A 22324-nucleotide genomic window follows, 5' to 3' on the forward strand; every position below is an offset into this window, starting at 1 on the left:
ATCGTTTCGCGGACAGCATCCGCGCGACATGCTTATTTCTTCGTGCGTACGTACAGCACCAAGTTGTGATCCACCAACTCGAAGCCATGCTTCTCGACAATCGCCTTCTGAAGCTTCTCGATTTCTTCGTCGAAGAATTCGATCACTTCACCGGAATCCACGTTGACCATGTGGTCGTGGTGACCGCCGTCAGCCAGTTCGAATACAGCATGACCACCATCAAAATTGTGGCGTACCACAAGGCCTGCTGCTTCAAACTGGGTCAGAACACGGTAAACCGTGGCCAGACCGACATCCTCGCCAGCTTCCATCAGCGCCTTGTAAACATCCTCGGCACTCATGTGTCGCTGTTCGGCGGAATCGAGCATTTGTAGAATTTTGACCCGTGGCAGAGTCACTTTAAGGCCGGCTTTACGTAGTTCGCTATTTTCAACCATGGTCAGCTTTCTCGCGGATGCTGCTTCGCAGCTCCTCTTAATGCGGGTATGATCGGGGTTTACGTTGTCCCAGCCAAGATAGTGGAAGTCGCCCACCGATGCAAAACACCAAGCTCTTGCTAACCAGTTTCACCTTCGTGGGACTGCTCGCACTCGCCGGTTGTTCATTCCCCGGGGTTTACAAAATCGACATCCAGCAGGGCAATGTCGTCACGCAGGACATGATAGACCAGTTACGCCCGGGAATGACCCGCCGGCAAGTACGGTTTATCATGGGCAACCCTCTGTTGACCGACACGTTCCACGCCGATCGCTGGGATTATCTGTACAGCCTGCAGCCAGGTGGCGGTGAACGCCAGCAGGAGCGCGTCAGCGTTATCTTCAACGGTAACGACCAACTGGTCAGCCTTTCCGGTGACTTCATGCCTGGCGTAAGCCGTGACGAAGCCATCCTGGGCAAGGACAGCGGCACCACCGTGACCGCCCCGGGCGAAAACGCCGAGCAGCCAAAACCGGAAAAACCAGCCAAGCCTGGCTCTCTGCTCGATCAGATCCAGAAGGACGTCGACAACGTCGAGACCGTTCCGGTGCCAACACCAGAACCTCTGGACACTTCGCCGCAATAATTTGTGGTGGAATAAAAAAGCCCGGCAAGTCCGGGCTTTTTGTTGCCTGTCGATTTGTTCAGGACTCTGAAGTACGAGCCCGGGCCAGCGCCGCCTTTGCCGCGCGCAGGCGTCGAACTTCTTTAGGATCGGCCAGCAGCGGACGGTAAATTTCGATGCGATCGTCCGCCCGAACCGGCTGTTTCTCAGGGGCCGCAACCGCTTTGCCAAAGATGCCCAGCGGACAACTGTCCAGGTCCAGCTCTGGAAATTGCGCACCTATCCCGGAGCTTTTCACTGCCGCACGGACAGTAGTCCCCGTCGGCACGGCAACACTGAGCAATACCTGCCGGTCGACCGCGGCATACACCACCTCGACCTCGATCATTGGCTCAAGCATGCAACTGCTTGGCCCGCTGACAAAACGCATCGACCAGGGTATTGGCCGCCTGGTTGAACAGCGGCCCCAAGGTCGCGCGAACCAGTGGACCGGCGTAGTCGAACGACAAATCCAGGCTGATCTTGCAGGCCTTGTCACCCAACGGCTTGAAAACCCACACGCCGTGCAACTGGTTGAACGGCCCTTCTTCCAGGTTCATCTCGATCGACTGGCCCGGCACCAGCGTATTGCGTGTCACGAAATGCTGGCTGAGCCCACCCTTGGCAACCGCCAGGCTGGCGCGCATCTGCACCTCGCTGCTCTCCAGCACCTCGGCCGACGAGCACCAGGGTAGAAACTCCGGGTAGCGCGCCACGTCATTGACCAGGTCGTACAAAAACTGCGCCGGATAAGGCAACAGGGCCGAGCGTTGAATATGTGTCGTCATGTCAGCGTCATTTCCACAACTGGGCGGCAAACACTATAAGAATGCCGATGGGCGCCACATAGCGCATCAAAAACAGGGTCAGGGCAAAAAGCAGCGGGCTGCGAATCGACAGCTCATCACGAACCGCCTCGCGCCCCATCACCCAACCCGCAAACACCACAAAGCAGAGGCCACCCAAGGGCAACATGATCCGCGAAGTGAAGAAATCGATCACCCCGAAGAAATCCAGACCACCTGCCGCCCCCCATTGGTAGAGGTGGAAAGCCCCGCCTTCGTTCACGAAAAACTTGGCCTGCTGCCAGATATTGAAGGAAAACACCGCTCCCAATCCGACGAACCAGCAGATAAACGCCAGCCAGAATGTCACCCAGCCACGGCGGGTTCGGGTCCGCTCCACCAGGTAAGCCACCATCGGCTCCAACAGCGAAATCGCCGAGCTCCAGGCGGCAATGGCCACCAGGACAAAAAACACCACGCCCATCAACTGGCCGAACGCCACATTACCAAAGGCAAAAGGCAAACTGACAAACATCAGCCCCGGACCTTCACTCGGGTTCAGCCCGGCGGCAAACACGATCGGGAACAGCGCCAGCCCCGCCAGCAGTGAAACGAAGGTATCCAGCAGCGCCACGCCGACAATAGTGCCGGAAATGGACGAATGCTTCGGCATGTAAGCGCCGTAGATCATGATGGAACCGACACCGACGCTCAGGGAAAAGAACGCATGCCCCATGGCCGGCAACAGGCCGTCGAGCAGTTTGTCGGTGCTGAAGTCGAACATGAAATGCACGCCTTCCATGAAATGCCCGGTGGTCATGCTGTAACCCAGCAGGATCACCAGCATCACGAACAGCAGCGGCATCATGATCCGCAGGCTGCGCTCAAGCCCGGCCACCACACCCTTGGCGATGACAGCCGCCGACAACAACATGAACAGCGTGTGCCACAGCGTCAGCCGCCAGGGGTCGGCAATCACCTTGCCGAAATAGGCACCGACCTGATCCGCCGTCACGCCCTGGAAATCACCACGCCCCATATCGATGATGTAGTCCAGCGACCAACCACCGACCACGCTGTAAAAGGAAAGAATCAACAAGGCAGTGATCATTCCGGCGAACGCGCCCCAGGACCACTTGGTCGAATGCCCGGCATCCAGGGCCAGCGACTTCAAGGCATTGGCCGGGCTTTGCCGGGCGCGACGGCCGATCAGGGTTTCCGCCAGCATCACCGGCACGCCGATCAGCGCGATGCAGGCCAGGAATACCAGGACAAAGGCGCCACCACCGTAGACGCCGACCATATAGGGGAATTTCCAGATACTGCCCAGGCCCACGGCAGAACCAGTCGCAGCGAGTATGAAAACCCAGCGACTGGCCCAGCCGCCGTGGACAGAAACCTTGTCCGTCGACATCAAAAACGCGCCCAACCGAGAAAAAAGAGCGCGCATTGTCCGGGATTCACTCAACCTGCTCAAGCACGCTGCTTCACCGTAGCCGACACGCGTGCAACTGCCTATAATGCCGCCCCTATGGCTAAACAGAAGAAACACCCAACAGGGACCATCGCGCAAAATAAAAAGGCGCGTCACGATTACTTCATCGAGCATCGGTTCGAGGCTGGCATGGTCCTGGCCGGCTGGGAAGTAAAGAGTCTGCGTGCAGGCAAGGCACAACTGGTCGACAGTTATGTGCTGCTCAAGGACGGCGAAGCCTGGCTGCTGGGCAGCCACTTCACGCCGCTGACCACCGCCAGCACCCATGTGATCGCCGACCCCGTGCGCTCGCGCAAACTGCTGCTCAACAAGCGCGAGCTGGAGAAGCTGTTCGCTGCCGTGCAGCAGAAGGGTTATGCCTGCGTGTGCCTGTCGCTCTACTGGAGCAAGCACATGGTCAAGTGCGAGATCGCACTCGGCAAGGGCAAGAAGGAATACGACAAGCGTCACACCGAACGCGAGCGCGACTCCGATCGTGAGTTGCATCGCGCGGTGCGCAACAAGGGCAAGGAAGAGTAACGCCCTTCTGCCTTGATGCCATGATCGCGAGCCAGCTCGATCCTACCAGGAGCGAGCTGGCCGGCGATGAATCCTTCCAGACTAAATCCCCTTGCGCCGCTCGGCCCGGGCCACGCGCTGCACTTCCTGACGCACCTCCTCCAATACTTCCTGCACATACAGAATGTGCCGGCTGGAGACTTCGCGCGCCTGCTCGGCACGCCCTTCGATAATCGCCTGGTACAGATCGCGGTGCTGGCTGATCAGCATGTCGCGGGTTTCGGTGCGCTGCTTGTACATGCCGCCAATGTTGGTCACCACGTTGCGCTTGAGCAGATCGAACAGCCCCCGAATGGTGTGCAGCAATACGGCGTTGTGGCTGGCCTCGGCAATTGCCAGATGAAATTGCGCGTCCGCCGCGCCCTCCTCCGCCCGGCTCGCATCACCTGCCCGGGAATAGCAGTCCTGCAATTCCTCGAAGGCCGCCGTGAGCCGCTCACGGTCCACGTCGGTGGCACGCAACGCGGCGTAATAGGCGCATGAAGCTTCCAGGGTGTGGCGAAACTCCAGCAAGTCACGCTGGGCTTCAGGGTTGCTTTCCAGCAACTGCAGCAGCGGATCGCTGAAGGTCGAGCCCAGTGACTCCACCACATAGTTGCCGCCACCCTGGCGACTGACCAGCAAGCCCTTGGCCGTGAGTTTCTGGATCGCCTCGCGCAACGAAGGCCGCGAGACACCGAACTGCTCCGCCAACGCACGTTCTGCCGGCAGGCGCTCACCGGACTTCAGCGTGCCCTCGAGGATCATCCCCTCGAGCCGCTCGACAATATCGTCAGACAAACGGCGCTGACGAATCTGATCAAACCCCATAACTCACTCTCCACGATCCCGACCGCGCGCCGGGCTCTCTATTCTGGCCTATCGGGGCTGCGCCAGCACCTATCAGAACGCACATCGGCGAGCGGATCAGAAGTCATCTGCACCGCACCTTCGACAAAAGTTTTAGGGCGGCAAATTGACACACCGCTCACAAGGCTTTTACCCTAGCCAACAGCGATTGTAAATTGGTCTTACCAATTAACCAAATACGCTGACCAGTGCCTGACCAACAACAATTAGGGGCCACCCCATATGCAAACCTGGCAACAGCTCTACAGCCCGCTCGGCAGCCTCGGCCTGTCCGCCCTCGCCGCCGTCATCCCGATCGTCTTCTTCTTCCTGGCTCTGGCCGTGTTCCGTCTCAAAGGACACGTCGCCGGCAGCATCACCCTGGCGTTGTCGATTCTGGTGGCGATCTTCGCCTTCCAGATGCCTGCCGACATGGCCCTCGCCGCCGCTGGCTATGGATTTGCCTACGGTCTGTGGCCCATCGCCTGGATCATCGTCGCCGCCGTCTTCCTCTACAAACTGACGGTCAAAAGTGGCCAGTTCGAGGTCATCCGCAGCTCGGTGCTGTCGATCACCGACGACCAGCGCCTGCAGGTGCTGCTGATCGGTTTCTGCTTCGGGGCCTTCCTCGAAGGTGCCGCCGGTTTTGGCGCGCCGGTGGCCATTACCGCCGCGCTGCTGGTGGGCCTGGGGTTCAACCCACTGTACGCCGCCGGCCTGTGCCTGATCGCCAACACCGCGCCAGTGGCCTTTGGCGCCCTGGGTATTCCGATCATCGTGGCGGGCCAGGTGACCGGCATCGACGCGTTCAAGATCGGCGCCATGACCGGTCGCCAGCTGCCGCTGCTGTCGTTGTTCGTGCCGTTCTGGCTGGTGTTCATGATGGATGGCCTGCGCGGTGTCAAAGAGACCTGGCCCGCGGCGCTGGTGGCCGGCCTGAGCTTTGCCGTGACCCAGTACTTCACCTCGAACTTCATCGGCCCGGAGCTGCCGGATATCACCTCGGCCCTGGCCAGCCTGATTGCCCTGACCCTGTTCCTCAAGGTCTGGCAACCCAAGCGTTCGTTCGCCGCGGCCACCGCCAGCGTCGGCGCCGCTGCCGTGCGCAACGGCGGTTTCGGCCAGCCGCGCACTACCCAGCCTTCGCCGTACAGCTTCGGTGAAATCTTCAAGGCCTGGTCGCCGTTCCTGATCCTCACCGTGCTGGTCACTATCTGGACCCTCAAGCCGTTCAAGGCGATGTTCGCCGCCGGCGGCTCGATGTACAGCTGGGTATTCAACTTCGCGATTCCGCACCTGGATCAACTGGTGATCAAGAGCGCGCCGATCGTCGCCACCCCAACGGCGATTCCGGCGGTGTTCAAGCTCGACCCGATTTCCGCGACCGGCACGGCGATTTTCTTCTCCGCGCTGATCTCGATGCTGGTGCTGAAGATCAACTTCAAAACTGGTCTGACCACTTTGAAAGAAACCTTCTACGAACTGCGCTGGCCGATCCTCTCCATCGGCATGGTGCTGGCCTTCGCCTTTGTCACCAACTACTCCGGCATGTCCTCGACCATGGCCCTGGTGCTGGCCGGTACCGGTGCGGCGTTCCCGTTCTTCTCGCCATTCCTCGGCTGGCTGGGGGTGTTCCTGACCGGTTCGGATACGTCGTCCAACGCCCTGTTCAGCTCGCTGCAAGCCACCACCGCGCACCAGATCGGCGTCAACGACACCCTGCTGGTGGCGGCCAACACCAGCGGCGGCGTGACCGGCAAGATGATCTCGCCACAATCGATCGCCGTGGCCTGCGCCGCCACCGGCCTGGTGGGCAAGGAATCGGACCTGTTCCGCTTTACCCTCAAGCACAGCCTATTCTTTGCCACCATCGTCGGCCTGATCACCCTGGCCCAGGCCTACTGGTTCACCGGCATGCTGGTGCACTAAGCAAGCAACACCGAAAAAACCGACGCCGGAGTCCGACTGCGGCGTCTGCAACTCACAACCCGGTCTGCAAGGCTGCTGAAAGCTTGGCTCTCTATATTCAGCAGCCGCAGCGGACGGATAACCGGGACCACCCGGAGACACGCCTGATGAGCGAGCTTTTTTACAACGCCGTGCCTAACGCGACCCGTGTCGCACCGCCCTTGGCCGAACCGCGCCAGTACCCCAGCGAGAAACCGTCGCGGGTCTACCTGTTCGGCACCTGTGTGGTCGACCTGTTCTATCCCGAAGCAGGGATGGATGCGATTCACCTGCTCGAGCGCGAAGGCATTCGCGTGGAGTACCCGCAAGGGCAAAGCTGCTGCGGACAGCCGGCCTACACCTCGGGTTACACCGAGCAGGCGCGCACCGTGGCCCGCTCGCAACTGGCGCTGTTCGCCGGCGACTATCCGGTGGTGGTGCCGTCGGGTTCCTGCGCGGGGATGATTCGCGAGCACTATGCGGACTTGTTCAAGGATGAGCCGCAGACCTTGAAGCAGGTGCAGGCCCTGGCCGAACGTACCTACGAGCTGGCGGAGTTCCTGTTGCACGTGTGCAAGGTGCAGCTCAAGGACAGTGGCGAGCCGATCAAGGTGGCGCTGCACACCTCCTGCTCGGCACGGCGCGAGATGAACACCCACCTGCACGGTCGTGAGCTGCTGGCACAACTGGGCAACGTGGAGCGGGTAGAACACGACCACGAAAGCGAATGCTGTGGCTTTGGCGGGACTTTCAGCGTCCGAATGCCGGACATCTCCGGCGCGATGGTCGCGGACAAGACCCGTGCGCTGAAGGAGTCCGGTGCCCACCAGGTGCTGAGCGCCGACTGCGGCTGCTTGATGAACATCAACGGTTCGCTGGAGAAACAACGGGAAGCGCTGCGCGGCCAACACCTGGCCAGCTTCCTCTGGCAGCGTACCGGAGGTGCCGCATGAGCGCCCCGGAGCTTATTCCGACCCTGAGCGTGTCGGACGATTTTCGCACCCGGGCCCACCAGGCCCTCGGTGACCGACAACTGCGAAACAACTTTCGCAGTGCCATGGATTCCCTCATGGCCAAACGTGCGGCCTCGTTCAGCGATGCCCACGAACGCGAACACCTGCGGGCCCTGGGCAATGCGATCAAGGCCCGTGCGTTATCCAAGCTGCCCGACCTGCTCGAGCAGCTTGAACAGAACCTGACCCGCAACGGTGTGACAGTGCACTGGGCGGAAACGGTGGACGAGGCCAATGGCATCGTCCTCTCGATCATCCGGGCTCACGAGGCGCGGCAAGTGATCAAGGGCAAATCGATGGTCAGCGAAGAGATGGAGATGAACCATGTCCTCGCTGAACAAGGCATTGAATGCCTTGAGTCGGACATGGGCGAGTTCATCGTCCAGCTCGACCACGAGAAGCCTTCACACATAATCATGCCGGCGATCCACAAGAACGCCGGTCAGGTCGCGTCCTTGTTCCACGACAAACTTGGCGTGGAGTACACCAAGGACGTTGACCACCTCATTCAGATCGGTCGCAGGGTCCTGCGGCAGAAATTCTTCGAAGCGGACATCGGCGTCTCCGGCGTCAACTTCGCCGTGGCCGAGACCGGCACCCTGCTGCTGGTGGAAAACGAAGGCAACGGCCGCATGTCCACCACCGTGCCGCCCGTGCACATCGCCGTCACCGGCATCGAGAAAGTCGTCGAGAACCTGCGCGACGTGGTGCCGCTGCTGTCGCTGCTGACCCGCTCGGCGCTAGGCCAGCCGATCACCACCTACGTCAACATGATCTCCGGCCCGCGCAAGGAGCATGAGCTCGACGGCCCGCAGCAAGTGCACCTGGTGCTGCTCGACAACGGCCGCAGCCAGGCCTTCGCCGACAGCGAATTGCGCCAGACCCTGAACTGCATCCGCTGCGGCGCCTGCATGAACCATTGCCCGGTCTACACCCGCATCGGCGGCCACGCTTACGGCGAGGTCTACCCCGGCCCCATCGGCAAGATCATCACCCCGCATATGGTCGGTCTGGCCAAGGTGCCGGACCATCCGAGCGCGTCTTCGCTGTGCGGCGCCTGCGGCGAAGTGTGTCCGGTGAAGATCCCGATCCCGAGCCTGCTGCGTCGCCTGCGCGAAGAGAACGTCAAGTCCCCGGACAGCCCCCATCAGGTGATGCGCGGCCAGGGCAGCAAATACTCGCGCAAGGAACGTTTCATCTGGAACGCCTGGGCCCGGCTCAACAGTTCGCCGACCCTGTATCGCCTGTTCAGCCTGGCGGCCACCCGCCTGCGCGCGCTGACCCCGAGCAACGTCGGCCCCTGGACGCAAAACCACAGCGCACCGAAACCCGCCGCCCGGTCCTTGCACGACTTGGCCCGCGAGCATCTGGCCAAACAGGGAGAACGTCGATGAGCGCCAAACAGAACATCCTCGGCAAGCTGCGCAACAGCCTGACCGGTACCACGCCGATTGTGGATAACTTCGATGAGGCGCTGGTCACCGAGCCTTATACCTACAGCCCGGAACAGCGCATCCCGCAGTTGCGTAAGCAGATGGAAGCGGTGCACACCGAAATCCACCAGACCACCGGCCAGGACTGGCCGGCGCTGCTCGCCCGCCTGCTGGGCGAGCGCCAGTTGCCGAGCCTGCTGATCGCCCCGACCACGCCCCACGGCCAGCGCGTCAGCCAATACTGGGCCGAGCATCCCGGGCTGCCGACGTTGAAGGCCTACGATCGGCCGGTCGAGCAATGGAAAGCCGAGCTGTTCAACGACACCCCGGCCAGCCTCACCACCACCCTCGGTGCCATCGCCGCCACCGGTAGCCTGATCCTCTGGCCGACCCGCGAAGAGCCGCGGCTGATGAGCCTGGTGCCGCCGGTGCATTTCGCCCTGCTCAAGGCCAGCGAGATCCGCGACAACTTCTATCAGGTCCAGCAGGAATACGCCTGGGCCCAGGGCATGCCGACCAACGCGCTGCTGGTGTCCGGCCCGTCGAAGACCGCCGATATCGAGCAGGTCCTGGCCTACGGCGCCCACGGCCCGAAAGACCTGGTGGTGCTGATCCTGGAGGACCAATGAGTCTACCGGCGGCTTTTCTGCGTGATGCGCAACAACTGATTCCCCAGGAGCGGCGTTTCGACGATCCGCTCTCCACCCTGGCCTTCGGCACCGATGCGAGTTTTTATCGACTGATTCCGCAACTGGTGATCCGCGTCGAGTCCGAAGACGAAGTGGTGGCCCTGCTCAAGCTGGCCCAGCGCGACCGGGTTCCGGTGACTTTCCGCGCCGCCGGCACCAGCCTGTCGGGACAGGCCATCAGCGACTCGGTGCTGCTGGTACTCGGCGATAACTGGAACGCCCGCGAGATCCGCGACCAGGGCCAGCAGATCCGCCTGCAGCCGGGGGTGATCGGCGCCCAGGCCAACGCCTGGCTGGCGCCGTTCGGGCGCAAGATCGGCCCCGACCCAGCCTCGATCAACGCCTGCAAGATCGGCGGCATCGTCGCTAACAATGCCAGCGGCATGTGCTGCGGCACCGCGCAAAACACCTACCACACCCTGGCCGGCCTGCGCCTGGTGCTGGCCGACGGCACCCGCCTGGACACCGAAGATGCCGCCAGCGTCGCGGCCTTTCGCAGCAGCCACGGCGAGCTGCTGGAGCGCCTGGCCAGCCTGGGCCGCGAGACCCGCGCCAACAGCGAACTGGCCGCGAAGATCCGCCACAAGTACCGCCTGAAAAACACCACCGGCCTGTCCCTCAATGCCCTGGTGGATTTCGATGAGCCGCTGGACATCCTCAGCCACCTGCTGGTGGGCTCCGAGGGCACCCTGGGCTTTATCAGCGCGGTGACCTACGACACGGTGGTCGATCACCCGAACAAAGCTTCGGCGCTGATCGTCTTCCCGGATGTGGAAACCTGCTGCAACGCGGTGACCGTGCTGAAAAGCCAGCCGGTGTCCGCCGTGGAACTGCTGGACCGCCGCAGCCTGCGCTCGGTGCAGGGCAAACCCGGAATGCCGGCCTTCGTCCAGCAACTGTCCGCCAATGCCTGCGCGCTGTTGATCGAATCCCGCGCCGCATCTTCCGCACTGCTGCAGGAACAACTGGCGCAGATCATGGCGTCCCTCACCTCTTTCCCGGTGGAGAAGCAGGTCGACTTCACCGAAGACCCGAAGGAAAACGCCAAACTCTGGGCGATCCGCAAGGACACCTTCCCCGCCGTCGGCGCGGTGCGCAAGACCGGCACCACGGTGATCATCGAAGACGTGACCTTCCCGGTGGAACAGCTGGCCATCGGCGTCAATCGCCTGATCGCGCTGTTCGACAAGCACAGCTACGACGAAGCGATCCTGTTCGGCCATGCGCTGGAGGGCAACCTGCATTTCGTCTTCACCCAGGGCTTTAACAGCGCCGAGGAAGTGGCGCGCTACCAGGCCTTCATGGATGACGTGGCGCAGCTGGTGGCGGTGGAATTCGGCGGCTCGCTCAAGGCCGAGCACGGCACCGGGCGCAATATGGCGCCCTTCGTCGAGCTGGAATGGGGCAGCGATGCCTACCAGTTGATGTGGCAACTCAAGCGCCTGCTCGACCCCAACGGCATCCTCAACCCGGACGTGGTGCTCAGCGAAGACCCGCAGATCCACCTCAAGCACCTCAAGCCGCTGCCGGCGGCCGACGAGATTGTGGATAAGTGCATCGAGTGCGGCTTCTGCGAACCGGTGTGCCCGTCCAAGGGGCTGACCCTGAGCCCGCGCCAACGCATCGTGATCTGGCGCGATATCCAGGCCCGCAAACGCGCCGGCATCGACACTTCGGAACTGGAAGCGGCCTATCAATACCAGGGCCTCGACACTTGCGCCGCCACCGGCCTGTGCGCCCAGCGCTGCCCGGTGGGCATCAACACTGGCGAACTGGTGAAAAAGCTGCGCAGCCAGCATGCCACCCACGCCAAGGCAGCCGACTGGCTCGGCTCGCACTTCGCCGCCACCTTGCTGGGCGCACGGTTCACCCTGCATGTGGCCAACGGTGCGCGGATGCTGCTGGGAGCGCCACGCCTGGCCAGGGTTTCGGCGGCGCTGACCAGGCTGTCCAAGGGCCAGGTGCCGCAATGGACCAGCGCCATGCCGCAGCCGGAGCGGGCCATTCGGTTCAGCCCGGCGCTCAGCGACCAGCGGCCACGGGTGGTCTATCTGGCGGCCTGTGTGTCGCGGGTCATGGGCCCGGCTGCCGGGGACAACGAGCAAAGCTCGCTCTACGACAAGACCCGCGGCCTGCTGGAAAAAGCCGGTTACCAGGTGGTGATCCCGGACAATGTCGAGAGCCTGTGCTGCGGCCAGCCGTTCGCCTCCAAGGGCTACGCGGAACAGGCCGAGCATAAGCGCCAGGAGCTGATCGGCGCCCTGCTCCACGCCAGCCGCGGTGGCCTCGACCCGATCTACTGCGACACCAGCCCCTGCACCCTGCGCCTGGTGCAGGACCTGGGCGACGTGCGCCTGGACCTGTACGACCCGGTGCGCTTCATCCGCACCCACCTGATGGACAAGCTCGAGTTCACCCCTCAGGAAGCGCCGGTCGCCGTGCACGTCACCTGCAGCACCCAGCACCTGGGCGAAAGCCAGGCGCTGATCGATCTGGCGCGGCGTTGCAGCAACAACGTGGTGATTCCGGAGGGCATCCATTGCTGTGGTTTCGCCGGCGACAAAGGCTTCACCACGCCGCAGCTCAATGCCCACGCCCTGCGCAGCCTCAAGGACGCGGTGCAGTACTGCAGCGAAGGCATCTCCACCAGCCGCACCTGTGAAATCGGCCTGAGCCAGCATGGCGGAATCGATTATCACGGGTTGGTGTACCTGGTGGACCGGGTGACCCGGGCTAGAACGGCTTGATCGGCATGTACCAACTGTAGGAGCGAGCTTGCTCGCGATGGACTTGAGAGCGCTGCATTTACCCAGTAAATACGCGCTACCGTTAACGATCATCGCGAGCAAGCTTCGCTCCTACACAGGCATTAGGTGTTGCCCGCATGTTCAGTGGTCATGACGCCGGTCAGAAAAATAGAACCCTGCCCCACCACCGCAGTCCACAGATCGAGCTTCCAAAAACGGGAGTTTCCCGAGAACTCGGCAATCCGTGCTGATGGCCAGCAGCGCCTGGCCCTTCAGTTCAAGGAGACGCATATGAAACGTTCTGTACTGTCAGGCCTGTTCGTCACCGCTTCGCTCCTGGCCTCCCCCAGCTTCGCCGGGAACCAGGAAGACCTGTGCCAGATGAACCTGCAAACCATCCGCGACGCCCGGACCAGCATCCAGGCCGCGGACCTGCAAGCCAACATCGACGCCACCGTGCAACAAGCCCAGGCAGCCCAGGCGAAAAACACCGAGGAAGGCACCAAGGAATGCATCGCCCTGACCACTCGCGCGATCCAGAGCATCCAGAACAGCGCCAAGGGCGAACACTGATCCATGCAGGGCCAGCCTTCGGGATGGCCTTGCGGGCCATTTTGGCGTAGACTCTACAAACCTGCTGGTAATGCACAGCAGGTTCGGGGCCGTTTAGGATTCGACGCCGGTTGCGAAACTTTAGGTGCATGCCGAGTTGGTAACAGAACTCGTAAATCCACTGTTGCAACTTCCTATAGTTGCCAATGACGAAACCTACGGGGAATACGCTCTCGCTGCGTAAGCGGCGCTAGCCTTCCTTCTGGTACCTTCGGGTCCAGCAATCATCAGGGGATGTCTGTAAACCCGAAATGATTGTCATACAGAACAGAATCGCCGTGCAGTACGTTGTGGACGAAGCGGCTAAAACTTACACAACTCGCCCAAAGCACCCTGCCCGTCGGGTCGCTGAGGGTTAACTCAATAGACACGGCTACGCATGTAGTACCGACAGCGGAGTACTGGCGGACGGGGGTTCAAATCCCCCCGGCTCCACCAAATATAGCTGTTTAGACCTGTCTCGGACAGTCTACGAAACACCTCAAGAAGCCCGCCTATTGCGGGCTTTCTTGTTTCTGGCTGTCTCTCCTCATCTACCCCTATACGCACTACCCGTGCTTCCTCCCGCGTATCTTCTGTGAAATTTGAAACTAGGGGGTACAAGGAGTGAAGCGCAGCGAAATCAAGCGCCGCCCTCTGGCCGATACGGTCCTGTCGGCCCTTGAGCCTGAGGTAAAGGAATACCGTGAACATGACGGGGACAGCCTGTACCTGCGTGTACGGCCGGACGGGAACAAGTCATGGCAACTGCGCTACAAGAAAGCCGAGACAATGGATTCTGGGCATCAGGCGGGGGCGACGGTGCTGGTCGATGGCAGGAAAGCGGCTCGAATCGACACGGGCGAAACGGTGAGCTTCAAACTCAAGCCGGGTCGTCACATCATCGGCATAGCAGGTGATGACGATGGCAACGGTGTGTGCTCTCTGCAGATCGTCCAACCGGTGAAGGAGACCTCAACCGACCTCAGCGCGGGGGGGGGCAAAAATTCAGAGTGTCCAGCACGCAAAACGGAACGGATATTCGCCCCAGCTCACTCTGAGCGGATGTGGACCGGCAGGCGGCTCACATGAATGAGCAGCCTGCCGCTGCTTGTGATCAAATTGCGTGGTAACCACCCGGTAACCACCAAAAAGAAACACCGTATCTGTTGGCCAACCATCCTACTTTGCGCAATCACATCGAAGAAATGATCGGCAGAAAACAGTCGTGCCGTGGTGCGTCATACGATGCCTATTTTACGAGGAGAACATGTGACTACATCGATGGTCCTGACGGCGTAAATTTGGGCGCTGGCGGTGGCGAAGGCAACGGAACTGGAGCAGGGAACAATGACGGTGCGTAGTCGTGCAGCGACATAGCGCCGATCAGTTTTCCATCAGCAGAAACTCCTATGACAGATGACATTCCCTCTGTAGATACGTGTCCTGAGCCCCGACCATCCGCTTTTTTATGCGTGGAGAGAGCTTCGAGATACTCATCGAAGACCTCCTTTTTCACGCCATATCTCATGACATCCAGTGCACGACAATATTCTCCCGGAACAAAATAGTGCCGCCCAACCAGCTCCAAGCTGGCTGGATCGTTATCGTTCAGGTGGGCAAATACAATAAAGTGATGACCATACTCAACCAGCTGGGCCTTGGCGTCACCATAGTTATGAAAAAGCGTCTCTTCTGTTGGCAAATCGGCCAGCTTGCGCTTGAACTCGACCAGCACCAGCATGGAATCCATACCAAATGCTGCATCACCAGCCGTGCGCTCATGCCTTCCGGACAGCGGCGCTGCGAAGTCGCAAAGTCGGTTTACCACTGCGTCGACAACGAATTTGTATTCGACCGTCTTTTCCCACCAAGTGAAGTTATTCATTCAACCTCTGTCCAAATTATGTTGTCTGATATACCGGCTTCACTTTTATCGACCGATTACCATCCGTCTTGATCGGCTTCACAGGTCAGCCCGTCCGGTGCGCATCGAATCGACACAGTGCACATCACTGCACCCTCTGCAGCAGATAACGCCGGGGCAAATAGTCCGGTGGTGACCAGCCGCGGTGACCACTCTAGTAAACACCCGAATGGTTACCATCCACCAAAGGGATTTCCACCGCGGAGTCGCTGGGCACCCTGTCCAAGGACTAGCTTTTGCTAACAGGCCACGAGCGTAGTGATGGGCGCTTAGCCGATCTAATGTCAGGTTTTGTCAGGTTCGAGCCCGAATCAGATACAAAGTTTTGACAGCGCAGTTTGGCTGACCTTCACTCACGTCTCGACAGATACGATGGCTTAAGGAGCGACCATGACTTGGGAGCGCAGGCACGACCCGGAGGAATACGTTTCAATCATCGCGGAAGTTTTCTATGACCCCGTACGCCGCAAAAATGGTGTTCGCCCAGCGACCGGCCAGTCTTTTGCTCAAAGCATGAAAATCGAGTGCTCGAGAGAGATCAGAGATTATCCGGTCGGCACGAAGGTACGACTGCGGGTTGTGGAAACAACAAAAGAGGACAGTCGACCATTTCTGTACAGCAGTTACAAATGGGCGCATGAACTTGTTTAACCTACCTCCCTTGGACTTGCCGACCCACTCTAAATTGAAGGAATGCAAAATGTCAGGAACGGACGAAGACTTTGATGCAGAAGCCTGGCTAGCTAACCGACCATCTCTAACCGAGATGAAAAGTCATCCCAATCACTGGTTCAATCGGTCATCTGACCTTCATGCAAGCGCAGGGGCGGTGTGGCATTCCATGGGAGACAACAGCCCCCTAATCGCCAAAGAACTCGGGCTAGGGCCGAACTTCGACATGGGGGTTGCCTGTTATCACGTTTACCACATGCTATGCGGCCTTGCCCTAGAGGTCATCATGAAGGCGGTTCTTATACAACGAGGGGTCGATCCGAAGGATTTCAAAACACACTCCTTTGAAAAGCTCAACTGCCTTTTGAGGGTGTCGGTAGACGAGCAGGAACGAAATCTACTCAAGTTCTATGAGGGCATGCTTGTCTGGGCTGCTCGCTACCCAACGCCCACAGATGTCACGGACGAGAAGCTCAAATCATTCTACTCACTATCTGACGCCGTTCTGACAAAGGATGGACCGCCGCTAGAAGGAACAACCTTTCACTTTACGGTAAGTAGCGGAGCTACAGACTGGGACGTGTTCAGCGCTCTGTGGGCGAAGTACGCCAATCTCTTTGACCATAACTGACGTGCTCTTGATTTCTAGTGATCTGAGATACCGATGAATGGTGTGAACGCTTTGGGCAAATGCGAGAAGCCCTAACACCGGTAAGGTTTCACGCCCCCTTCACACGGAGTCATCACGCAGAACTTGGAGTGCGCTAACGTTCCATAGAAGCGGGCTGTACCAGATCGCCCTCGGTACCGCGATCGAGGAGCTTTCCAATTGGGTCGAACAGCGCGGCTCAGCCGACGTCGCGAATAACGTGCGCGGCTCTCTCGAACCACTTGACGAGAACCTGGTGCTCATTCGCCAGGGCATTGCTGAGCTGACCGTCGCCGGCTGCCTCGGTAATTCTTGAGGGCCTGCGGATACGCAACCCATCCTTGACCAGCCTTGACGGAATTTTGGACAGGTCTTGACGGATTTATCCGTCGCCACCAGCAGTTGGAACGCTGAAAGCCACGCTGGGCAACACATTGCGGGCATTCGAGCAGCTGGCCAGCACCAACCCCGTCAAAAATTCAAGAGGTGGCCGTCAAGGTAGTAACTGCTCGATCAATATTCAGGCCCATGCTGGCTGGATGAGGTGGTGAAATACCGGGCCAGATAAATCCTTAGCGCGCCAAGCAATACTAGACAGGCCCTTGACGGATTGGCACCGACAGATGCCGTTAAAAGCGCCCGCAGCCCAAGTGTTGTACGGCTTCCAGCGTGGAAGGTCATATGCTGGCGCTTGATGCTCGTCAAGAAATTATCGGTACTTCATTGATCTGACAGCAGGTCTGAGCAGGTGCGATTTAATTGTGGTCATTTGAGCCATGGGGTCGTGATGCGCTACTGGGAGGAGACTACCTCCTCATTTTTCGGTGTCATCACGTACCGACGGTCGAGAAAGCTTCGGTTTACCGAATTTATGCTATACAGAACCTGTCAAACGAATTGTCAAATAGGATAGAGTGCGCGTCCTCACCTACCCCTCTAAGGAGAGACCAATGGCTGATCGTGCTGGCGTGCTAGCTAATGCGCCCCTGATCTACACCTTGAGCGTTGTTAGATTCTCGCCCTTGCTCCTGCTTTCGAAACTGATTCCAGAAATCCAGCACAAGCTGAGGGATTGCCTTCCGGAGTACTTCCAGATGGCCCGGTCGATTTCGCCTAGCCCTAGCATGGAGCCAAACTCTTGGGCGTTTCTTGATCGAGAGCTGAAGTACGCCTGTGTTCTGAGCCAAGACCATTTGGTACTGCAGAGCATTTCATACCTGCATTTCGACCAACACCGCGAGCTTTTTAAGCGGTGTCTAGACGCCGTAGTCGAATACGCCGGAAATCTCGATGTACTAGGCATAGGCATGCGTTACGTCGACAGAATTGAGCCCTTGGAAGGTGAACACCTATCACAATATCTGCCCGTTGAGCTTTTACCCTTAGAGAATGCACAAATACCGATCATGAAAGCTGGAAAGGTCACCAAACCAGCGGGAGTCTCCACCACTACCTATCACTTTGACCCTGAATTTCTTCATATCAGGTGCTGGCGGCAGGAAGGTATGTGGGTACCTGAAGACGTAATGGAACTGGCAATGGTCTTCGAAATAGCTCGACAGACTCGCCATACGCACACCTCTCAAAGAATGGGCCAGTCAATAACCTCGGTGTTCCAGCCAACAAGCGCTGCCGGCGCACTCTTGGACACAGACGCGTACTTACCATTTGCACCCACAGAACGATTGCAACCGAATGAGGTCGTTAGGCGACTTGAAGGTCTGCACGCTATGGCCAATACTGCTTTTAGAAGTGTGGCTACCGATTATGCTTTTCAGGCATGGAGCATGAAGTCATGAGCATTGGAGTGTTAAGCCTTTATCCATCAGAGCAGAGGGAAACGAGCGCCACATTTATGGGGCAATGGGAACGGCCTGAGCGCAATTCGAGGAACGCGACATCGAGTGTAAGCACGTGGCTACCTCAACTTGCGACCGCTCTAGTAGCCATCATCCCAAACGGCACGTTAGAGCTAAAACAAGCAGACGTCTTGCCCATCAGTTCGACTACTCAGCACTTGGTAAATCCTACCCGTTCTTTGTGGATTGCCGTCTCGGAAGAAGCTGACGAAGTTGATGTGGTACCCGCTCTGATCGAGAGATTTCGAAAAAACTTCGGCCTCTCTGACAACTCAATTTCTGAGCTTTTTGGAGTTTCTCGTCAGACAATCTACAACTGGCGCACTAAAAAAACTGTCGCCGATGCTCCAGAAAGAATTAAAGCTTTAGCGAATGTCTTATCAGAGATCAATGCTGAGGATGTGCCATACCTGAAACGCTCTTTATTCTACCCAACTAATGACGGTCTATTAATGCAGGACGTCCTGAGCGAATCAAACTGGAAAAACCTAGGTCCACAGGATGTTCGCAGAGTAACACTAGAGCTGGCAGAAAAAGCAGCACAACTCAGATTACGAGACAGAAAAACCATCTCTCGCTTGGAGAAATTCAATCCATCCCAGGTAGGTTAGAAGAATGACGGCAAATGCTCAGGATGAAAAAGAAGCTGCTGTCGCAATAATTAGGGAAATGGGCTGGTTACAAGGAGATATTGTTAACGGAGCTGACCTCGCAGCCCACATCCCTCAGGCAACGCTTGACGGTGTTCTGGGAGGCAAGCTGCCTTCTCACTGGGTTTTAATCTCCCATTCGTGTTCTATTCACGCTCGAGTCTACGACCAAGCTCCCATGGTCGAGTGGATAGCATTGAAAATGGTGAAAAGGAAGCCTATGGGTGCTTATTTAAACTCCAACAACCCTAGAGTCCTTCAGTTACAACTCGACGAGAAGTTATTTTTTGAGACTAGAATCGAAAGACGAATTTGGACCTCAAGATCAGTGCTCCAGAATTTAAAGAGAAATCAGGAGCAAAAACTTGAAAGCGACATGATTCAAACATTAAGCTTTTGGCTTTCCCACAGCTACAACAGAATTGCGATACCGGACAAACTTGTCGAGCGCCTGAAATTCAAGAATCACGAAAATACCTATATCGGACTAGGAGTTGCGATAGATAGCTTTCTCGGCGGGAACGCCCACCTACTAAAAGGTGCATGGATATCCTTCTACCCCAAAGAAGAAATACTCGACACCACCCCTTACAACGTCGCGTTTCGATTACTCATAAAACCTAAATATGCTGCTCAACTAGATGAGTTAAATACCAAATTACATGATGCCATAAATTTAGACGCTTGTGAGATTGAAGGCCTCGACATTGACGAATGTTTAATAACTCCTATGCAAGACTTCACGATGCTGGACGCAGAGGATTTCACACATTACAACTCAAGCGACTGGCTTAGCTTGGCCGAGGAAGATGACGACGAATAGCTTTCCTCGTCCTGAGTCAAAGCGATAAACCCACAGGGCTCACGTAGAGGTAGGTAAGAAATCATGCGGAAAATCGAATGCCGGCGTTGCCACTAGAGTCGGAGATTTCCGGCTATCCGCTCCTGGGCATCGCTTAAACAATAGCTATACACAACCCCCTAGGCATCGATAATTTTCCCGGGCTCAGAATGGCCACCGAGCAGTGAGCTAGGCACGGCCTGAACGGACCTGGATTGCTGGTCCCTGTAGAAGCGAGCCTGCTCTCGATCCTTCGCATTCGAATTCAACGCATCTACTAAACACTCAAAAAAGCACCTTCAACTCCACCCCCTCCGCCATCGCCCTATTCCCCGCATCCCCCGGATGTAGGTGATCGCCCGAATCCATAAGCGGCAACAACCGGGTCAGATGCCGCGGATCGCGGGTCATCTGGTCGAAATCAATCACCGCGTCGAATGCCTGGCTGGTGCGTATCCATTGGTTGAGCGTCTGGCGCAGTTGTTCCTTCGGTGCGCTGTGGTAATGCTCGATGATGCTGCCCTGCAGGGCGCCTTCGAAGGGCAGCAGGGTGGTGCCGATGATGCGGAGGTTGTGGCGATGCGCCTGGTCGATCAGTTGTCGATAGCCGGCGATCAGCCTGTCCAGTGACGGCAAGGGTGTGTTCGGCGCGAAGGCGGTGCCGGGCCAGCTGATGTCGTTGATCCCCAGCATCAGCACCACGCTTTTCACCCCGGGTTTGCTCAGCACATCGCGCTCGAACCGCGCCAGCGCACTGGCGCCCATGCCATCTTCGAGCAGGCGCGCGCCGGAGATGCCGCCGTTGAGCACGGCGACGTTCTCGCTGGCCAGGCGCTGGGCGAGGAAGTCGGGCCAGCGCCGGTTGCGGTCCAGGGTCGAGCCGTTGCCATCGGTAATGGAGTCGCCGAGTACCACCAAGGCACGGCTGTCGAGTGGGGCGTCCACCAGGATGTCGCTGAGGAACAGCCGCGCCTCCACCTGTTCCTTGCCTTCCAGCCGCTGTGCATTGACCTGGTTGCCCGGGCTGATAAACGCGGTTTGCTTGCCGTCCCAATGGAAGGTGGTCAGCGGCGTGCGCTGTGGCAGATACAGCGAGACCACTAGATCGCCAAGGGCCGGCACCACCAGTGCTACCGGGTCGCTGGTCCGGGTTTCACCCGGCGCAATGCTGACCTGTTCTTCGCCGCTAAACCTCAGGCTCTGTCCGGAGCCTGCGCGAACGGACTCGCCCTCCTCCATGGCAGCGACCCGCGCCGCGCCAATCAGCAGAGGCTGCTTGCCGTATTCATTGGAAACCACCATCCGTACCCGGCTACCACCAACGCTGACGCGCAGCTTCTGGTGAATAGTGCTGTCGTCCAGGGCCTCGGGAATCCGCGTGGGCAGCGGCAACTCGTTGCCCCAGGTCGGTTGCGGGCTGGCCATCCAGGTGGTGAGCCAGTTGTCCTGGGCCAGGGCAGGACCTGCGGCCAGCAGGGCCGTGACGATCAACGGCAGGGAAAATAGCGCGTGCAGGGCTTTCATCCGGGTAGCTCCTTGAGGCAGTAAGGCTGAGGCGAGTCAGATTGCTCCATTCGAAATAACCATGGTAGAAGGCATAACTTCATACAGCCCATTCCGATATCGAATACCCATGGACAGTCTCAAAGCGATGCACTGCTTCGTCCGCGCCGTCGAGCTTGGCAGTCTGTCATCGGCCGCCCGGGAGCTGGGCAGCACGCAGCCCACCGTCAGCAAGCTGGTGGCGGCCCTGGAAAAGCAGTTGGGTACCCGCCTGCTCACCCGGGGCACCAGCGGGCTGACGCCCACCGAACAGGGCAAGCGTTTCTACGAGCGGGCGAAAGCCGTGCTGGAGGAATACAGCGAAGCGGTGGCCGAAGTACGCGGCCTGAGCGAGCGCCCCGAGGGCGTGCTGCGGGTCAATGTGCCGGTGAGCCTGGGGGTGTTGCACCTGAATGCGCTGCTGCTGGCGTTCATGGCGCAATACCCGGACATCGAGGTGGAGCTGATCCTCAACGATCGCTTCGTCGACCTCACCGAGGAAAACGTCGACCTGGCCCTGCGCCTGGGCGGTGACTTGCCGCCAAACGCCATCGCCCGACGCATCGCCACGTCGCCGCGCTACTTGGTGGCGGCACCGGAGTACCTGCACCAGCATGCGCCCTTGAACAGCCCGGCCGACCTGGGCGAACACCACTTCCTGCGCTTCGCCTGGTTGAGTTCGGGTGACCGCCTGGAGCTGAGCGGCCCGAGCGGCGAGAAGGTCAGCATCACCACGCAAGGGCGCTACCGGACCAACAGCTCATTGGCCATTCGCGACGGCGTGTTGCAGGGCGCCGGACTGTGCATCACCCCGGCCTGGCTGGTCAGCGACCTGCTGGAAAGCGGGCAGCTGGTGCGGGTCCTGCCCGACTGGAGCGGGCCAGCGAACGAGGCGTTCCTGATCTACCCCGAGCGCCGCTATCGGCCCCTGCGCGTGCGCTTGCTCATGGAATACCTGGCCGAACGGGTACCGCAGCTACCCGGCTTCATTGCCTGACCCGATAAACATCGATGCCT

The 22324-nt window shown here is 59.0% G+C and carries 22 protein-coding genes, 1 other RNA gene and 1 pseudogene; 17 read left to right on the top strand and 7 right to left on the bottom strand.

What is annotated here, in order from left to right; translation table 11 throughout:
• Positions 1-32 precede the first annotated feature (32 nt).
• Positions 33-437, bottom strand: a complete 405-nt coding sequence (gene fur, locus PVZ78_RS25300) for a ferric iron uptake transcriptional regulator (protein WP_007920840.1) — start codon at positions 435-437, stop codon at positions 33-35.
• 98 nt (positions 438-535) lie between these two features.
• On the opposite strand from fur, the gene PVZ78_RS25305 reads away from it, so the two are divergent.
• Complete coding sequence (locus PVZ78_RS25305; protein ID WP_009046923.1) at positions 536-1063, top strand: outer membrane protein assembly factor BamE; 528 nt, start codon at positions 536-538, stop codon at positions 1061-1063.
• A gap of 58 nt (positions 1064-1121) precedes the next feature.
• Here PVZ78_RS25305 and PVZ78_RS25310 read toward each other — a convergent pair whose 3' ends face one another.
• The 3 genes from PVZ78_RS25310 to PVZ78_RS25320 are packed head-to-tail and all read right to left on the bottom strand — an operon-like array spanning position 1122 to position 3280.
• Entirely contained in the window at positions 1122-1442 is a 321-nt protein-coding gene (locus tag PVZ78_RS25310) for an RnfH family protein (RefSeq protein ID WP_273829448.1), read from the bottom strand.
• Positions 1435-1869, bottom strand: a complete 435-nt coding sequence (locus PVZ78_RS25315) for a type II toxin-antitoxin system RatA family toxin (protein WP_009046921.1) — start codon at positions 1867-1869, stop codon at positions 1435-1437. Before PVZ78_RS25315 ends, PVZ78_RS25310 begins: the two co-directional genes overlap by 8 nt.
• Positions 1870-1876: 7 nt before the next feature.
• A complete protein-coding gene (locus PVZ78_RS25320) occupies positions 1877-3280 on the bottom strand; it encodes a sodium-dependent transporter (RefSeq protein WP_273829449.1) in 1404 nt (467 codons plus the stop codon).
• A gap of 117 nt (positions 3281-3397) precedes the next feature.
• On the opposite strand from PVZ78_RS25320, the gene smpB reads away from it, so the two are divergent.
• Positions 3398-3880 carry an SsrA-binding protein SmpB gene (gene smpB / locus PVZ78_RS25325; protein WP_009042112.1) on the top strand — a complete coding sequence of 161 codons (483 nt, stop codon included), beginning with the start codon at positions 3398-3400 and terminating at the stop codon, positions 3878-3880.
• Between the two features lie 81 nt (positions 3881-3961).
• Here smpB and PVZ78_RS25330 read toward each other — a convergent pair whose 3' ends face one another.
• Entirely contained in the window at positions 3962-4729 is a 768-nt protein-coding gene (locus PVZ78_RS25330) for an FCD domain-containing protein (protein WP_009046918.1), read from the bottom strand.
• A gap of 261 nt (positions 4730-4990) precedes the next feature.
• Here PVZ78_RS25330 and PVZ78_RS25335 point away from each other — a divergent pair, with 261 nt between their 5' ends.
• The 8 genes and pseudogenes from PVZ78_RS25335 to PVZ78_RS25370 all read left to right on the top strand — a co-directional run.
• On the top strand, positions 4991-6676 hold the full coding sequence (locus tag PVZ78_RS25335) for a lactate permease LctP family transporter (RefSeq protein WP_028681632.1): 1686 nt from the start codon (positions 4991-4993) through the stop codon (positions 6674-6676).
• A gap of 146 nt (positions 6677-6822) precedes the next feature.
• The gene (locus tag PVZ78_RS25340; RefSeq protein ID WP_009046915.1) at positions 6823-7647 is read left to right on the top strand and encodes a (Fe-S)-binding protein; all 825 of its coding nucleotides are present in this window, start codon (positions 6823-6825) and stop codon (positions 7645-7647) included.
• Entirely contained in the window at positions 7644-9101 is a 1458-nt protein-coding gene (locus PVZ78_RS25345) for a LutB/LldF family L-lactate oxidation iron-sulfur protein (RefSeq protein WP_273829450.1), read from the top strand. Before PVZ78_RS25340 ends, PVZ78_RS25345 begins: the two co-directional genes overlap by 4 nt.
• On the top strand, positions 9098-9769 hold the full coding sequence (locus PVZ78_RS25350; RefSeq protein WP_009046913.1) for a LutC/YkgG family protein: 672 nt from the start codon (positions 9098-9100) through the stop codon (positions 9767-9769). The genes PVZ78_RS25345 and PVZ78_RS25350 overlap by 4 nt, the downstream gene beginning before the upstream one ends.
• Entirely contained in the window at positions 9766-12576 is a 2811-nt protein-coding gene (locus PVZ78_RS25355; protein WP_273829451.1) for an FAD-binding and (Fe-S)-binding domain-containing protein, read from the top strand. Before PVZ78_RS25350 ends, PVZ78_RS25355 begins: the two co-directional genes overlap by 4 nt.
• A 291-nt stretch (positions 12577-12867) precedes the next feature.
• The gene (locus tag PVZ78_RS25360) at positions 12868-13149 is read left to right on the top strand and encodes a hypothetical protein (protein WP_053277393.1); all 282 of its coding nucleotides are present in this window, start codon (positions 12868-12870) and stop codon (positions 13147-13149) included.
• 85 nt (positions 13150-13234) lie between these two features.
• Positions 13235-13626: a transfer-messenger RNA gene (gene ssrA, locus PVZ78_RS25365) on the top strand.
• Between the two features lie 168 nt (positions 13627-13794).
• Positions 13795-13954: pseudogene (locus PVZ78_RS25370) on the top strand (Arm DNA-binding domain-containing protein); the annotation flags it as partial.
• Positions 13955-14443: 489 nt separating this feature from the next.
• Here PVZ78_RS25370 and PVZ78_RS25375 read toward each other — a convergent pair.
• Entirely contained in the window at positions 14444-15055 is a 612-nt protein-coding gene (locus PVZ78_RS25375) for a hypothetical protein (RefSeq protein WP_273829452.1), read from the bottom strand.
• 429 nt (positions 15056-15484) lie between these two features.
• Between PVZ78_RS25375 and PVZ78_RS25380 the strand changes: the two genes are divergently transcribed.
• The 6 genes from PVZ78_RS25380 to PVZ78_RS25405 all read left to right on the top strand — a co-directional run bounded on the left by PVZ78_RS25380 (position 15485) and on the right by PVZ78_RS25405 (position 19747).
• On the top strand, positions 15485-15745 hold the full coding sequence (locus tag PVZ78_RS25380; protein ID WP_273829453.1) for a hypothetical protein: 261 nt from the start codon (positions 15485-15487) through the stop codon (positions 15743-15745).
• Between the two features lie 49 nt (positions 15746-15794).
• Entirely contained in the window at positions 15795-16397 is a 603-nt protein-coding gene (locus tag PVZ78_RS25385) for a hypothetical protein (protein ID WP_273829454.1), read from the top strand.
• 154 nt (positions 16398-16551) lie between these two features.
• Entirely contained in the window at positions 16552-16731 is a 180-nt protein-coding gene (locus PVZ78_RS25390) for a hypothetical protein (RefSeq protein ID WP_273829466.1), read from the top strand.
• 634 nt (positions 16732-17365) lie between these two features.
• Complete coding sequence (locus tag PVZ78_RS25395; protein WP_273829455.1) at positions 17366-18214, top strand: TIGR04255 family protein; 849 nt, start codon at positions 17366-17368, stop codon at positions 18212-18214.
• Positions 18211-18885, top strand: a complete 675-nt coding sequence (locus PVZ78_RS25400; protein WP_273829456.1) for a helix-turn-helix domain-containing protein — start codon at positions 18211-18213, stop codon at positions 18883-18885. The genes PVZ78_RS25395 and PVZ78_RS25400 overlap by 4 nt, the downstream gene beginning before the upstream one ends.
• A gap of 4 nt (positions 18886-18889) precedes the next feature.
• A complete protein-coding gene (locus tag PVZ78_RS25405; protein WP_273829457.1) occupies positions 18890-19747 on the top strand; it encodes a hypothetical protein in 858 nt (285 codons plus the stop codon).
• 303 nt (positions 19748-20050) lie between these two features.
• Here the strand turns inward: PVZ78_RS25405 and PVZ78_RS25410 are convergent, their stop codons facing one another.
• Complete coding sequence (locus PVZ78_RS25410) at positions 20051-21289, bottom strand: SGNH/GDSL hydrolase family protein (protein WP_273829458.1); 1239 nt, start codon at positions 21287-21289, stop codon at positions 20051-20053.
• Positions 21290-21398: 109 nt separating this feature from the next.
• Between PVZ78_RS25410 and PVZ78_RS25415 the strand changes: the two genes are divergently transcribed.
• Positions 21399-22304 carry a LysR family transcriptional regulator gene (locus PVZ78_RS25415; protein WP_198919736.1) on the top strand — a complete coding sequence of 302 codons (906 nt, stop codon included), beginning with the start codon at positions 21399-21401 and terminating at the stop codon, positions 22302-22304.
• Positions 22305-22324: the final 20 nt, after the last annotated feature.

It is taken from the genome of Pseudomonas sp. SBT1-2, assembly GCF_028640875.1.
Classification (GTDB): Bacteria; Pseudomonadota; Gammaproteobacteria; order Pseudomonadales; family Pseudomonadaceae; genus Aquipseudomonas; species Aquipseudomonas chlororaphis_I.